14 protein-coding genes and 1 riboswitch are annotated in these 13059 nt (G+C 35.2%); of the genes, 9 read left to right on the plus strand and 5 right to left on the minus strand.

The features are described 5' to 3' along the window. The first annotated feature begins 480 nt into the window (after positions 1–480). Positions 481–999, plus strand: coding sequence for a CueP family metal-binding protein (locus J2S19_RS15320; protein ID WP_307343866.1), 519 nt, complete (start codon positions 481–483; stop codon positions 997–999). Positions 1000–1779: 780 nt separating this feature from the next. After that, positions 1780–1893: riboswitch (SAM riboswitch) on the plus strand. A gap of 94 nt (positions 1894–1987) precedes the next feature. Beyond that, on the plus strand, positions 1988–2353 hold the full coding sequence (locus J2S19_RS15325) for a peptide-methionine (S)-S-oxide reductase (RefSeq protein WP_307343869.1): 366 nt from the start codon (positions 1988–1990) through the stop codon (positions 2351–2353). Positions 2354–2599: 246 nt separating this feature from the next. On the opposite strand, the gene J2S19_RS15330 is transcribed toward J2S19_RS15325, so the two are convergent. Continuing rightward, positions 2600–3043 carry a pentapeptide repeat-containing protein gene (locus J2S19_RS15330; RefSeq protein WP_307343872.1) on the minus strand — a complete coding sequence of 148 codons (444 nt, stop codon included), beginning with the start codon at positions 3041–3043 and terminating at the stop codon, positions 2600–2602. Positions 3044–3134: 91 nt separating this feature from the next. Continuing rightward, complete coding sequence (locus J2S19_RS15335) at positions 3135–3608, minus strand: pentapeptide repeat-containing protein (protein ID WP_307343875.1); 474 nt, start codon at positions 3606–3608, stop codon at positions 3135–3137. A gap of 237 nt (positions 3609–3845) precedes the next feature. Here J2S19_RS15335 and J2S19_RS15340 point away from each other — a divergent pair, with 237 nt between their 5' ends. The 6 genes from J2S19_RS15340 to trhO all read left to right on the plus strand — a co-directional run bounded on the left by J2S19_RS15340 (position 3846) and on the right by trhO (position 10371). Beyond that, positions 3846–4532, plus strand: a complete 687-nt coding sequence (locus tag J2S19_RS15340) for a hypothetical protein (protein ID WP_307343879.1) — start codon at positions 3846–3848, stop codon at positions 4530–4532. Beyond that, positions 4507–4794 (plus strand): hypothetical protein, encoded by a 288-nt coding sequence (locus J2S19_RS15345; RefSeq protein ID WP_307343882.1) that lies wholly within the window; start codon positions 4507–4509, stop codon positions 4792–4794. Before J2S19_RS15340 ends, J2S19_RS15345 begins: the two co-directional genes overlap by 26 nt. A gap of 231 nt (positions 4795–5025) precedes the next feature. Continuing rightward, positions 5026–6675 (plus strand): catalase, encoded by a 1650-nt coding sequence (locus J2S19_RS15350; RefSeq protein WP_307343885.1) that lies wholly within the window; start codon positions 5026–5028, stop codon positions 6673–6675. 347 nt (positions 6676–7022) lie between these two features. Continuing rightward, on the plus strand, positions 7023–8060 hold the full coding sequence (locus J2S19_RS15355; protein WP_307343888.1) for a DUF3231 family protein: 1038 nt from the start codon (positions 7023–7025) through the stop codon (positions 8058–8060). A 377-nt stretch (positions 8061–8437) separates the two neighbouring features. After that, on the plus strand, positions 8438–9037 hold the full coding sequence (locus J2S19_RS15360; protein WP_307343891.1) for a nitroreductase family protein: 600 nt from the start codon (positions 8438–8440) through the stop codon (positions 9035–9037). A 389-nt stretch (positions 9038–9426) separates the two neighbouring features. After that, positions 9427–10371: an oxygen-dependent tRNA uridine(34) hydroxylase TrhO gene (trhO, locus tag J2S19_RS15365; protein ID WP_307343894.1), complete on the plus strand. Its 945-nt coding sequence runs from the start codon at positions 9427–9429 to the stop codon at positions 10369–10371. Positions 10372–10387: 16 nt separating this feature from the next. Here the strand turns inward: trhO and J2S19_RS15370 are convergent, their stop codons facing one another. The 3 genes from J2S19_RS15370 to J2S19_RS15380 form a co-directional block, all read right to left on the minus strand. After that, on the minus strand, positions 10388–10546 hold the full coding sequence (locus tag J2S19_RS15370) for a hypothetical protein (protein WP_307343897.1): 159 nt from the start codon (positions 10544–10546) through the stop codon (positions 10388–10390). A gap of 306 nt (positions 10547–10852) precedes the next feature. Then, positions 10853–11308 (minus strand): DUF3278 domain-containing protein, encoded by a 456-nt coding sequence (locus J2S19_RS15375; protein WP_307343900.1) that lies wholly within the window; start codon positions 11306–11308, stop codon positions 10853–10855. Next, on the minus strand, positions 11308–11505 hold the full coding sequence (locus tag J2S19_RS15380) for a helix-turn-helix transcriptional regulator (protein WP_307343903.1): 198 nt from the start codon (positions 11503–11505) through the stop codon (positions 11308–11310). The genes J2S19_RS15375 and J2S19_RS15380 overlap by 1 nt, the downstream gene beginning before the upstream one ends. Positions 11506–12100: 595 nt before the next feature. On the opposite strand from J2S19_RS15380, the gene J2S19_RS15385 reads away from it, so the two are divergent. Next, a complete protein-coding gene (locus J2S19_RS15385; protein WP_307343906.1) occupies positions 12101–12589 on the plus strand; it encodes a hypothetical protein in 489 nt (162 codons plus the stop codon). The last annotated feature ends 470 nt before the right edge of the window (positions 12590–13059 follow it).

Genomic DNA, 13059 nt, shown 5'->3' on the forward strand with positions numbered 1-13059 from the left:
GAAGCAAGAAAAAGGAAGCAACGGTAAAAAAGAAATGTTCTATTTCACCGTAGAAGCAAGAAAAAGGAAGCAACGGTAAAAAAGGAATGTTCTATAGCCCCGTAGAAGCAAGAAAAAGGAAGCAACGGTAAAAAAGAAATGTTCTATTTCACCGTAGAAGCAAGAAAAAGGAAGCAACGGTAAAAAAGGAATGTTCTATTGCCCCGTAGAAGCAAGAAAAAGGAAGCGACGGTAAAAAAGGAATGTTCTATTGCCCCGTAGAAGCAAGAAAAAGGAAGCAACGGTAAAAAAGGAATGTTCTATTACCCCGTAGAAGCAAGTAATAGGAAACTAAGGTAAGATAGTTTCGAACATTCTAATAGAGTTTGACTAATTCTTGAACGTTCAACAAAGTCTACGGGGAATTAGCGCTTTTTTCATATACATAGACTTCGAAGATAGGATAAAATCATAATGAAAAACCAAAGGAGTGTATGCATAATGAAAGGGAAAATCCTTACAATAGCATGTTTACTAGCATTATTTCTTACAGCGTGTAATAGTAATGCCGGCCAAGAAAAAAGCTCTGAAGAAATAAAACAATTAGTCCAACAATATAGTGAGCGCACTAAAGATGCCGAATCTGCGTCAATCACTTCAGAACAGTTGATCGTGAAAGAAAAAGATGGTAGAGAGTCTGTATATGATTTACCAGAGAACGAATTCTTTGTATCCATTGCTCCATACGTAAATGACACACATCCATGTACAAACCATAGCTTAACAGGCTGTCAAGGTGAACTTGTCAATCAAGAGTTTGATATATATATAGAAGATACTGATGGAAATGTTATCGTAGACAAATCGATGAAAACACTTGAAAATGGCTTTATTGACATATGGTTGCCTCGGGATAAAACATATCGAACAAAAATCGAACAAAATGGTAAAACAGCTGAAGCAGAATTTTCTACCTTTAAAGAAGACGGAACTTGTATTACGACAATTCAGTTATTGTAAACAAAATAAAAAGGCCATTTTGAGGTCTTTTTATTTTTGGTAAATCTATATTCGGAAAAAATTTCAGAATCAGCATGAAAGGATCAACAATTTCGTTTAAATAAAAATTCATATATCGGTAATGAAGCTAGAAATTTCGGTGAATCCTGGTGGAGCCCCATGTAGAAACCTTCTTCATTGGCCTGGTGAAAATGAAAATTCCAATAGAACTTTGCAGAAACCTTCTTCATAATCTTGATGAAACCGAAAATTACGATAGAAGCTTATAGAATTCTACTTCATAGTCCCAATGAAACCGAAAAACGCGATAGCCCCATGTAAAAACCTTCTTCATAAACGTGATGAAACCGAAAAATCCGATAAAATCTTATGGAAATCTTCTTCATGAGCCCGATGAAACCGAAAATCGAGATAGCCTCATGTAAAAGCCTTCTTCATAAACGTGATGAAACCGAAAATTCCGATAAAATCTTATGGAAATCTTCTTCATAAGCCTGATGAGACCGAAAAACGCGCTAGCCCCATATATAAACCTTCTTCATAAATCCGCTAATCTCGAAGCCTCTCTAGAACCACTTCAATCTGATTTTTCCACAATTACTGATAGTTTCAAGTACGGGCCTCTATTCCTTTATGGAGAAATAAGTATATTTTTGAAAGTTCTTTAAGTAAAACAACTAATGATTTTAAATTTTACATAAAATTATGAAAATAACTATTGCTTCGATTGGAAAACGATGGTATTGTTAGTAACAATAAATAAATTAAATAGCGATAAACTTCTTATCCAGAGTGGTAGAGGGACAGGCCCTATGAAACCCGGCAACCATCAAGTCAATGCTAGACTTGAACGGTGCTAATTCCTGCAAAGATGTATTCTTTGAAAGATGAGATCAGTGTATTGTACGATACAGACCTCTCTTTTATCGAAGAGAGGTTTTTTATTTGGAAAAGAAGGCTTATCGCTCATAAAAGGAGCCGATAGGATATGGAAAGAGCAGTATTTGGAGCAAGTGAATTTTTTAGTAAAGAGGCATTAAGTGTAAGAGGTGTCGAATATATTCAAACTAAAAACTTAACAGAGACAAATGTTGAGTTAATTGAGATTTGGTTTAATCCGTGGAAAGTGTCCTATGATGAGTTACTAGAGCTATTTTTTGACCTACATGACCCAACAGATAAAACTGGACAAAAAATAAAAGGTCAATCGTTTATTTATTTTGCTAATGTAAATCAGTTACATGTAGCAAAACAAAAGAAACTTGAGCAAAAACAAATATGGAGACAAGAGATTATCACTGAGTTAGTACCGATTTGGAAATTTAACAGAAATGAAGGTAGGCTAATCTCTTAAAATAATATGGAGAAGGTTGGCACATGTTTATATAAAAGGGGCTTTTTGAGCTTACTTAGTGGAGGATCACACACCGAATGGTCAGGATGAACCCTACAGTAGGGTGCTCTCACAGCTGCAAGTAGTTTACTTCCCCACTAAAATAAGTTCAGAGTTTCTTTTGATAAGAATGTTTGACCAACCTCTTCTTCATAAGTTACAGCTGAATCCATCTATTAGTAATGTAACTGATTAGAAAAATATGACTTACTTCACCTTTTCTAACAATTCACTAATAAGCACACCATTTATTTTCAAACCAGTTATCTCACAATCTGTAATCTCAATATTTGATAGATTGCAGTTTGTGAGTTTGCTATTTGTAAGGTCACAATTGGTAAAACGGATTGGCTCGTATTGTCCATCTGCATTGTAGTTAGAATCCCCTTCGACTGGGAGGACTATGTTTTGAAATTCTGTACCGAATAAATGAACATGGTCAATTTTTGCATAGCTTAAGTTAGCATCTATCATACTGACATTTGAGAAATTAATGTCGTTCATAGCTACTCCCTGCATATTTGCATTTTTTAGTGAAGTCCCAGCTAAGCTTATGTTTTCCAAGGTTAGCTTCTCAGCCTTCACTTCTTGCCAAGATGAGCCCGAAATGTCTGCCTTCTCTAAATCATTTTTTTGCATTGATAATCCCATTAAAAGCCCTCCAATTTATAAACATAAATGATGAAAAGCAACATTCCCGCTACCAGAAAATGTTGCCTGTACCATTGAATTAAGCTCTTTCCTACTTTACTTGCTCAAGTAAATCTTTAATTAACACGCCGTTTATTTTCAGTCCTGTAATATCACAGTCTGTTATCTCTAAATTTGATAAATTACAGTTTGTGAGTTTGCTATTCGTGAGGTCACAATTGTTAAAGCGTACCGGCTCGTATTGTCCATCAGCTTTAAAGTTTCCGTCTCCTTCAACAGGGAAGACAACATTGTGAAACTCTGTACCAAATAAGTGGACATGGTCAATTTTTGCGTGACTAAAATTAGCATGTTGAACGGTTACATTTGTTAGGTTCGCATTTGTCACGTGACTTCCTTGCAAATTGACATCGTTTAGAGTGACTTCTTGCATATTGGCATTTGTCACTGTTGTTCCAGCTAAGCTAACATTGTCAATATTTAGCTTTTCAGCGTTTACTTCTTTCCAAGCAGAGCCGGTAATATCTACTTGCTGTAAATCATTGTTTTGTATCGTTAATCCCATAAAAATCCCTCCAATTTATTGAATTGTTTTGTATCTGTATTTAATTCCATCTTTTACAATAAAACCCTTCTTTTAGAAAAAAATTGTGAAACTAGTAATAAAATTGGTTGGTTTTTATGATATTGTAAGAATTAAGGAGAATACGAGCTACAATTATGAAGCAGACAATTTCATTGACAAGTGGTCAAATTGAAATTTCTAGGAATGAAGGCATGTGAGTTGGGGGGGAGAAGCGATATGTCATCCGAATGGCTCCGTGGAGGACCTTTTCTTGAGTTGAGTTTTTTATTAGAGTTGCAAACAAATAGAAATACGGTAGTCTGGGAAATCGTAAAAAAACTAGAAAAAACAAAAATTGAAATCGTAGAAAAAAATTTAGAGCAACATATTAGTGCTTTTGTGGCAGGTTATCCTTTTGATGAGAGTGCCCATCACTCACCGGCAATTCACACGTTATCATTACGAGCAAATGTTGGATTTCGGAGAAGTAGAAGGGCAGTTGTTAGCATTGATCAAATTGCTTCAAATGCACTTATGGTTAACACTTATTTCTATGGTTCATCCGAAGATGCACCTGAATGGGACCAAATTGGTATAAAAGAAAATGAACTAGTAGAGTTTAACGACTTGCTTATCGACTTATATGGACACTTTGAATTCAAAATAGGGTGTATTGCTTACGAAGAAAATGTTCTCGAATTTTTTAGTAGTGATGACACAACCCCGAATGAATGCTACAGTTACGAACTGCTAACCGCAAAACATCTTTTAATGAAAACACATCTATTTGTCACAACGATTTGGAATGAAGCCTATGAAAAGATAAGTAACATTCCTTATCCATATGAAAGACTCGATAAAAATGGACTTCTGATAAAAACAAATGGGAGGTATCTAAATGAAACTGCAGCCACAAACGACTGAAGTAACAGTCGTAACAAAAAGGAACATAACGACCCGTTTCGCTTTAAATATATATGGAATCGTCCTCGTATTAGGCTTGCTTTTATCAATCTATACGACGACATTCTCATTTGAGGCATCGTTGGGTTTTTACCAAAGTGAAGAAAGACTGATGGAGCCGAAGAAGATGAAGGAATATATCATATTTATAGTAAGTACAGGGATTGTCTACTTTCTTGCGGTGAATCTCTATTTTATTAGGAGGAATTCTATTAAAGGTTAAAGTTATTACTTTCTACATACTTATTTTTTTGAGTATTTGCAGCTCTCACTTGGCAAGCCACTCCCGTTTTTCATAAGCGCATTATAAAGTTCAATAACTAAATTATAATGAAGAGCCTTCATAATAAGTAAGCGAGTATAACGTAGAAATATTTAAAATACATCCTAATTTTGGATGTATTTTTAAATTCTGGGTAATATAAGCTTGACTATTTTTAAGGAGGCTATTATCTTGGCGGATAATAAAGAAAATAATACTTCTAATGATAAACAGGTAGAGCGTGAACCATTAACGACGCGTCAAGGCCATCCTGTGACGGATAATCAGAATATCCGTACGATCGGGGATCGTGGCCCGGCAACACTTGAGAATTATCATTTCATTGAAAAAATTTCTCACTTTGACCGGGAAGAGGTGCCAGAGCGAGTTGTGCATGCCAGAGGGTCGGGAGCGTTTGGTTATTTTGAAACGTATGGAAAAGTTGGAGATGAACCTGTAGAGAAATATACACGAGCAAAAGTATTTTCGGGTGCTGGGAAGCGTACACCATTAATGGTTCGTTTTTCTACTGTTGCAGGTTCAAAGGATTCACCTGAAACGGCGAGAGACCCACGTGGCTTTGCGGTAAAAATGTACACAGAGGATGGGAACTGGGATTTAGTTGGGAACAACCTTAAAATCTTCTTTATTCGTGATGCGATGAAATTTCCAGATATGATTCATGCATTTAAAGCAGACCCTGCTTCAAATGTCCCAAATCCGCAACGGATGTTTGACTTTGTATCGCGTACACCTGAAGCAACTCATATGATTACATTTCTTTTTTCACCATGGGGAATTCCTGCTACATACCGTCACATGCAAGGATCAGGTGTTAACACGTATAAATGGGTAAATGAAAAAGGTGAGGCCGTCTTAGTGAAATATCACTGGGAGCCAAAGCAAGGAATTCGTAATCTAACCCAAGAAGAAGCAGATGCAATTCAAGCAAAAAATGTAGGGCATGCAACACAGGATTTATATGAAGCGATTGAACGTGGAGACTATCCTGAATGGGAATTGTTCGTGCAAATTATGGAAGATGGTTATCATCCTGAGCTTGATTTTGATCCACTCGATGATACAAAGCTATGGCCAGAGGATAAGTTTCCATGGTTGCCAGTTGGGCGTATGGTGTTAGATCGCAATCCGAAAGACTTCCATGCTGAAATTGAACAAGCTGCCTTTGGTACAGGCGTTCTAGTCGATGGAATGGACTTTTCAGACGATAAAATGCTGCAAGGTCGTACGTTCTCCTATTCTGATACACAACGTTACCGTGTTGGGGCAAACTATTTACAATTGCCTGTGAACGCACCAAAAACTGAAGTTCGGACTAACCAACGCCGTGGTCAAATGGATTATCGTGGTGCAGATGAGGCGAAGGAAAACCCACATATTAACTATGAGCCATCGATGCTCGGCGGTTTTGAAGAAGCAAAACGAGAAGGTCGCACGCCACACCAGCCAACATACAATGCTGCTGCAATGACTGCACCAATTGACCGTCCGAACAACTATGGTCAAGCGGGGCATACATACCGTAGCTTTGAGGATTGGGAGCGCGATGAATTAATTAATAATTTATCAGAAGCTCTTGCTGTTTGTGACAAGAAAATACAAGATGCAATGATTGAACACTTCACAAAAGCTGATGAAGATTACGGACGCCGTGTGAAGGAAGGCATCGAAATGAAAATGAAGGAATTAGAGAATATGAATAAGGAAGACCTTATTCCAGGACGTGAATCAGGTCATACGAAGTTTGGTCAAGGTACACTAGAAGCAAATGCTGCTACTAAAGATGCAGTAAAGAAAAGCCACGAAGCGGATCCATATTAAAAAGTGAAATGAGGGTAACTCGAAACAGTAAGTTTTGAGTTGCCCACTGCTTTTTTTACCTCAAAAACAAGTATGGTTACTAATATAAATCTCAAAGATAGGTGCGAGGCTTCTTAAAAATACCTCTTCTTTAGTTTATATTTAGTTAGACTCATCAGCAGCAAGAGGATATCAACAAACAACTAATTATTTCTTCTCTTAGCGTTTCGATAGTATCGAAGCGATTTTTGTGTTCATTCAAACATTTACTAGTATTGAATTTTTTTGTAAAAATATTGAAGTTGGTATGTTTGTTGTCCTTTTACAAATACTAGAACTGATTAACAAATATTAGGAGGTACCTGATGATGGATGAAGAGACAAAACAGATTGACCATGAAGTTAGGTTAACTGCACCAGAAATTGCGAATATATGGACTCAGTATCAAAACGATACGATGGCAATTTGCATTTATAAATATATGAAGGAAATCATTGAAGATAAGGCTATTCATAACATTATTTCATTCGCTCTTCAAATAGCAGAAGGTCATATTGAAACAGTAAAAGGATACTTCGTAGCAGAAAACTATCCGATTCCGCATGGATTTACAGAGGACGACGTAAATGTTACAGCACCACGCTTATTTTCAGATGAATTTTGCTTAACATATACATATATAATGAGTGTTTACGGCCTAGCTGGTTATGCTGCAGCTTTAACGACAAATGTTAGACGGGATATTCGTAACTATTTTGTTCAATGTCAGGATGAAACGATGGAGCTATTTAATCAGTCGCTAGACTTACTTTTAGAAAAGGGTGTATTCTCAAGACCACCACATATTGTTCCACCAAAAAGTTATGAATTTATAGAATCAAATCATTTTTTAAAAGGAGTTCTTGGTGGCGAACGATTATTAAATTGTGTTGAAATTAGTAATATCCACTGGGATTTAAAAAAGTTACAGTTAGATAAAGCATTATGTATGGCCTTTGCACAAGTTGCAAAAACAGAGGATGCCAAGAAGTTTATATGGCGAGGAGTCGAAATATCTTCTAAAATGGTCGAAGTTCAGGCTTCGATTCTTGCAAAAGAGCATCTTCCACAGCCAAAATCAGAGGAAGCAGAGATCACAGATTCCACAACACCACCATTTTCTGACCGCCTGATGATGTATCATAAACTATTAGTAGGTTCAGCAACGATTGGATTGTTTGGCTCAGCGATTGCAACATGTCAACGCTATGATTTAAGTACCCATTACTCAAGATTTACAATTGAACTTGCAGATTATATGAAGGATGGTTTTAAAATAATGGTCAAGCATAAATGGCTTGAACAAATTCCATTAACGATCGACCGGGAAGAATTAACGAGTGGAAGGCAAAACGATAAAAAATAATAACAATGAGCTGTAATCTAGTGATTGCAGGTCATTGTTATTTGGTGAAAATAAAATTCATACTGGTACATGAAATAATTTTTATGTTATTACATAAGGAAAATGAACAGCAAATACCCGACTTTTCTAGTGGTATTTTCAATGTTAGAGCCAAGTTGTGTCGTAATTTCACTTTGATGTTGAAGTATACAAAGAATAGGATTTTATTGATAGGTAAATATAATAAAGGTGCGGAGAATAAGGTATTGAGCTGCACGTTGGTAACATTCTTGGTCAAAAAGTGACAAAGCAGATTGTTTGACTAAAAAGAAGCGACTGGTTAAAATTGTTGTGAATTCAAGATATATTAATTAAATATAAAATTTGGAGGTTTTATTGTGTCTAAAGATTTTTATACTGCGATTAAAGAGAGACGTTCTCACTATTCAATCAACAAAGATGTAACTGTCACTGATGAAAGAATTAAGGAAATTGTTGAGTTTGCTGTTAAACATACTCCGTCTTCTTTTAATTCTCAATCAACTCGTGTAGTTGTGTTAACAGGAGAAGCTCATGATAAGTTATGGGATATTACAACTGCGACATTGAAGAAAGTTGTTGGAGATGGAGACTTCTCTGGAACTCAACAAAAAATGGATTCATTCAAAGCAGGTTACGGTTCCGTGTTATTTTTCGAGGATGAAGAAGTCGTTAAATCACTTCAAGAACAATTTGCATTATATGCGGATAACTTCCCGATTTGGTCTAACCAAACAAATGCTATGCACCAATTCGTCATTTGGACAGCACTAGAAGCTGAAGGCTTAGGGGCATCTCTACAACATTATAATCCATTAATTGATGATGAAGTGAAACAAGAATGGAATATTCCTGCTAACTGGAAATTAATCGCGCAAATGCCATTTGGTAATCCAACTGCACCTGCAGGAGAGAAAGAGTTCTTACCTCTTGAAGATCGTGTGAAATTCTTTAAATAATGATATCTAAACCAGCTTCTTTTGAGGTTGGTTTTTTCATTTTTAGAGATATCTTATAGTTTTAGAACCTGTGGAAAGTCGCTCGAAATCTAGCTTCAAGTCATATCCGCTATGCTTATGTGGGTGATTAAGGTGCCCTTCACTTATGAACGATAGAATTGCTAAGCTTTACAGGATTACCAACTACATTTTCTTGCTTTTACATAAAAACTTTGTTTTAATCATATAATACTGCCTTTTTCTTAAAGGTAACATGCAAGAATGAAATTATCATATAACCAATGGAACTGTCAGTCATATTCTTTCGTATTAAACTGACTTTAGAGAATTGGGAAATTTCGCTATACCACATTTTATATCTTGCAAATATAAATAGAGGTGGATGAAAGATGTCAAAAGAATATCGTGTATTACTTTACTATCACTATGTAACAATTGAGAATCCTGAGGAGTATACGCAGGAACATTTAGAATTTTGTAAAAGTATTGGTTTAAAAGGGCGTGTATTAATTGCACACGAAGGTATTAACGGTACGGTTTCTGGTACTGTTGAACAAACAAATCAATATATGGAGCATATGAAATCTGACCCGCGTTTTAAGGATATGGTATATAAAATAGATGAAGAGGATGGTCATGCTTTTAAAAAGATGCATGTCCGCCATCGTCCGGAGCTTGTGACGTTACGATTAGAGGATGATGTAAATCCATTAGAGCTCACAGGAAAATATTACAGCCCTAAAGAATTCTATGAAGCAATGCAGGACGAAAATACGGTTGTAATTGATGCACGAAATGATTATGAGTATGATTTAGGTCATTTCAAAAATGCGATTAAACCGGATATTCAAACGTTTAAAGAATTACCTGAGTGGATTCGTGAAAATAAAGAGCAATTTGAAAATAAAAAAATTCTCACTTATTGTACAGGTGGAGTACGTTGTGAAAAATTCTCAGGCTGGTTACGTAAAGAGGGCTTTGAGGATGTTGCACAATTACATGGTGGAATTGTCACTTATGGGAAAGACCCTGAAGTGAAAGGTGAGCTTTGGGATGGACAATGCTATGTTTTCGACGAGAGAATAGCTGTACCAGTAAACCGCGTCAATCCTGTCGTTGTTGGAAAAGATTACTTTACAGGTGAGCCGTGTGAACGTTATGTTAATTGTGCCAACCCTGAATGTAACAAGCAAATGTTATGTTCAGAAGAAAATGAGCACAAATATTTACGTTCATGCAGTGATGAATGCCGTGAGCACCCAAGAAACCGATATATTGTCGAACATGAGTTAACAGAAGAAGAGGTAAATGAAAGAATTGGTGCGTTAGTATAAAACGAACAAGTTCACTTTATCTTCTCTTTAAGCGGTAGTTGATGTATTCTACCTGGAAAAACATGAAAACAATAAATGAAGGTATCGCAATGTACAGCAATTTACGATGCCAATCTAAATTGTGTTTCATCACGAGACTTGATGCAAGTAAATGACCAATAAAACTTTGAATCATGTTCATCATCCTTTCTACGTTATTTTGTGAGGAAGGATGGATTTTCATACATGCTTAATAAATAAAAGGCTTGGAGCTTATTTTTATAAATAGTCAATATATATTTTGAAACCTTAATAATATTGGTTTGAAATTTAATGTCAGACATTCTAAAGTTAAATAACAATGGATAGATGAGCAGAATAAAGTCTGCTTTATCTATCCTTTTTTTGTATAATAAATGTCCTCATTTATTAAAACAATAAATTGTATTGTTGCTGTACTAAAGCACCCTTTACTTTAAGTACATTTATTCACAAACTTTGATTATAGCAAATCCTTATTTTTCTTATAGGAACGTTTTAAAGAAATGTAGCTAGTGAAAAACCAAAGTAAACAAACACCTACTAATATTGCGATTATATCAATCCATTCTTTTTGGTTGCTGGGTACACCTGTAAATACTATATATAACAGTATGTAAATAACTACAAAACTACTTGTTCTAACAATAATGTGCTTTAACTCTTTTCTATAAGCCCTTTCTGTTGCAATATCTGTATATTCTATACCAGACATTGTATATCTTCCTGAGACATAAAAGAGGAAAATAGCAATAGATAGTAATAGAGAAGTCTCAGCATCTAAGTTGAAATAATTGTTCAAGATAATCATACCTATAAGGGTAAGCAAAAGGACTATTGCCCCTTCTGAGAAAAAATACAATATCCTTTTTTCCTTATATTCATCATTCGGTAATAAAAAAGATATCCAAGATTTCATTACAACTCGACCTCCCAGAATAAATCATCTAATGTTTTACTTAATTCTTTGGCAATAGCGATACACAAGTTCAAACTTGGATTGTATTCTCCTTTTTCAATCAATCCGATCGTTTGTCTTGTAGCATTTACTCGTTTTGCAAGCTGTTCTTGAGTCAAACCTTTTTCTATTCTTGCTAGTTTCATTTTACTTACCATATGCTCACCTACATAAAGAAATATATATTTAACAATATGTTAGATTTATCTTACATTACATATCATTAAAATGCAATATAAATGTTACATTAAAATATAAGAGCCGACTTCTTAAAAAAGAAATCGGCTCTTATATTTACGCATAACAACCTGCCAAGAATATATCCTTCTTGTGATATAAACGAGAAATTTTTCCAACTAGCCTGCACCTTTAGTTCAATAAGAAATGCGATACCCCTTTGTTTAAGTATCGCACCCGTTAGCTGAAGAACTACCTTTTTTATTATACATAATCTACGAACTATTCCTCTTCTATCTCTATTTCTTCGGTTCTTGTTTGTATTTGTGCTTACATTAAAGATAGAAGGCATTTACGAATCTTATTTGTTCAATTTCATACTCACTTAAAGCTAGATTTCCATAATAGTAGTTCCTCGCTACTTGTGGTCAGGGGTTCAATATGCTCTCGTTATAAAATAACTGGTATTTAATTCCTTAAAATTGATATATAATCTTTTTATGGAGGGCAGAGTAAGTTACTTAAAGAATTTATAAACATTAAATAAAGTCAAAACAAAGCCAAGGAGGTAGTATTATGAAAAAAGTGTTAATCGGAAGTGCATTAGCAGCAAGTTTATTATTTGCTGGAGCAAATCAATCATTAGCTGCTACATCGCAATTCACAGAAATAAGTATCCACAATATAAGTTCAATGGATATTGAAACTGTATTAATGATGGTTCAATCAGAAAGAACAAAGCTATTAGATGCTCAATTACAAAGCCAAATAGCAGAAGTTCAAAAGAGAAATGAACAGGTAGCCATCTTAAATGAACAGCTAGAAATCTTAAATGAACAGCTAAATGTAGCTAGAGCAAGCAACTCTATAAATGATATAACTGAAATAGAGACTCAAATAACAAGTATAAGGCAACAAATTTTTACAATTGGCGATTCACAACAAATGGATAAGCGACGCCTTCAATCTTATAGCGATAAGCACAAATTACCATTAGAGCTAACAACAAACTATGTAAAGAAAATGCAGGCAAGTCGTGCAGCAATTATTGGAAATATGCGTTAATATAAATGGACTTTAGCCTATGCTAAGGTCCGTTAATTTGGTTTGCTATATCTACACATATTTGTCAATTGCGGAATAAAACTCCTATTCTCTTATTGAACTGTATCGTTTGTTCAATAATCCTTGCTCTTTCCAGTGGTCGAGATATTTTTGATAACCCATTTCCTCGGCTGTCATATTGTATTGCTTATCTTCCAATTTAAATGTATGAGAACCCGACAAGGCTTCATAGGTAGGATTCCCTTCCACATTTCCGAAAAGCGTTTCGAATGTATCTATACAACTGATTTTGTTGTTCCATTCTCATAGGTTTCAAGAAGAATGAAATCGACCTCTCCCTGTCTATATGCCCGTTAAACATTAAACCTGCTTTTTTTAATGACAACTATAATTGTTTCATATTCAACCTCTACTCTCCCTGAAAGATTAATTACCTTATTCTATTCTGCCTCATTTGTGCAATAAGAAAA

Source organism: Metabacillus malikii (assembly GCF_030813355.1).
Classification (GTDB): Bacteria; Bacillota; Bacilli; order Bacillales; family Bacillaceae; genus Metabacillus; species Metabacillus malikii.

What these genes read in the sequence shown, in the direction of transcription:
- J2S19_RS15335 (WP_307343875.1), bottom strand. Translation starts at nt 3,608, where the DNA reads ATGGGATTAACGATACAAAACAATGATTTACAGCAAGTAGATATTACC.
- J2S19_RS15330 (WP_307343872.1), bottom strand. Translation starts at nt 3,043, where the DNA reads ATGGGATTATCAATGCAAAAAAATGATTTAGAGAAGGCAGACATTTCG.
- J2S19_RS15385 (WP_307343906.1), top strand. Translation starts at nt 12,101, where the DNA reads ATGAAAAAAGTGTTAATCGGAAGTGCATTAGCAGCAAGTTTATTATTT.
- J2S19_RS15320 (WP_307343866.1), top strand. Translation starts at nt 481, where the DNA reads ATGAAAGGGAAAATCCTTACAATAGCATGTTTACTAGCATTATTTCTT.
- J2S19_RS15325 (WP_307343869.1), top strand. Translation starts at nt 1,988, where the DNA reads ATGGAAAGAGCAGTATTTGGAGCAAGTGAATTTTTTAGTAAAGAGGCA.
- J2S19_RS15380 (WP_307343903.1), bottom strand. Translation starts at nt 11,505, where the DNA reads ATGGTAAGTAAAATGAAACTAGCAAGAATAGAAAAAGGTTTGACTCAA.
- J2S19_RS15340 (WP_307343879.1), top strand. Translation starts at nt 3,846, where the DNA reads ATGTCATCCGAATGGCTCCGTGGAGGACCTTTTCTTGAGTTGAGTTTT.
- J2S19_RS15355 (WP_307343888.1), top strand. Translation starts at nt 7,023, where the DNA reads ATGGATGAAGAGACAAAACAGATTGACCATGAAGTTAGGTTAACTGCA.
- J2S19_RS15345 (WP_307343882.1), top strand. Translation starts at nt 4,507, where the DNA reads ATGAAACTGCAGCCACAAACGACTGAAGTAACAGTCGTAACAAAAAGG.
- trhO (WP_307343894.1), top strand. Translation starts at nt 9,427, where the DNA reads ATGTCAAAAGAATATCGTGTATTACTTTACTATCACTATGTAACAATT.
- J2S19_RS15370 (WP_307343897.1), bottom strand. Translation starts at nt 10,546, where the DNA reads ATGATTCAAAGTTTTATTGGTCATTTACTTGCATCAAGTCTCGTGATG.
- J2S19_RS15375 (WP_307343900.1), bottom strand. Translation starts at nt 11,308, where the DNA reads ATGAAATCTTGGATATCTTTTTTATTACCGAATGATGAATATAAGGAA.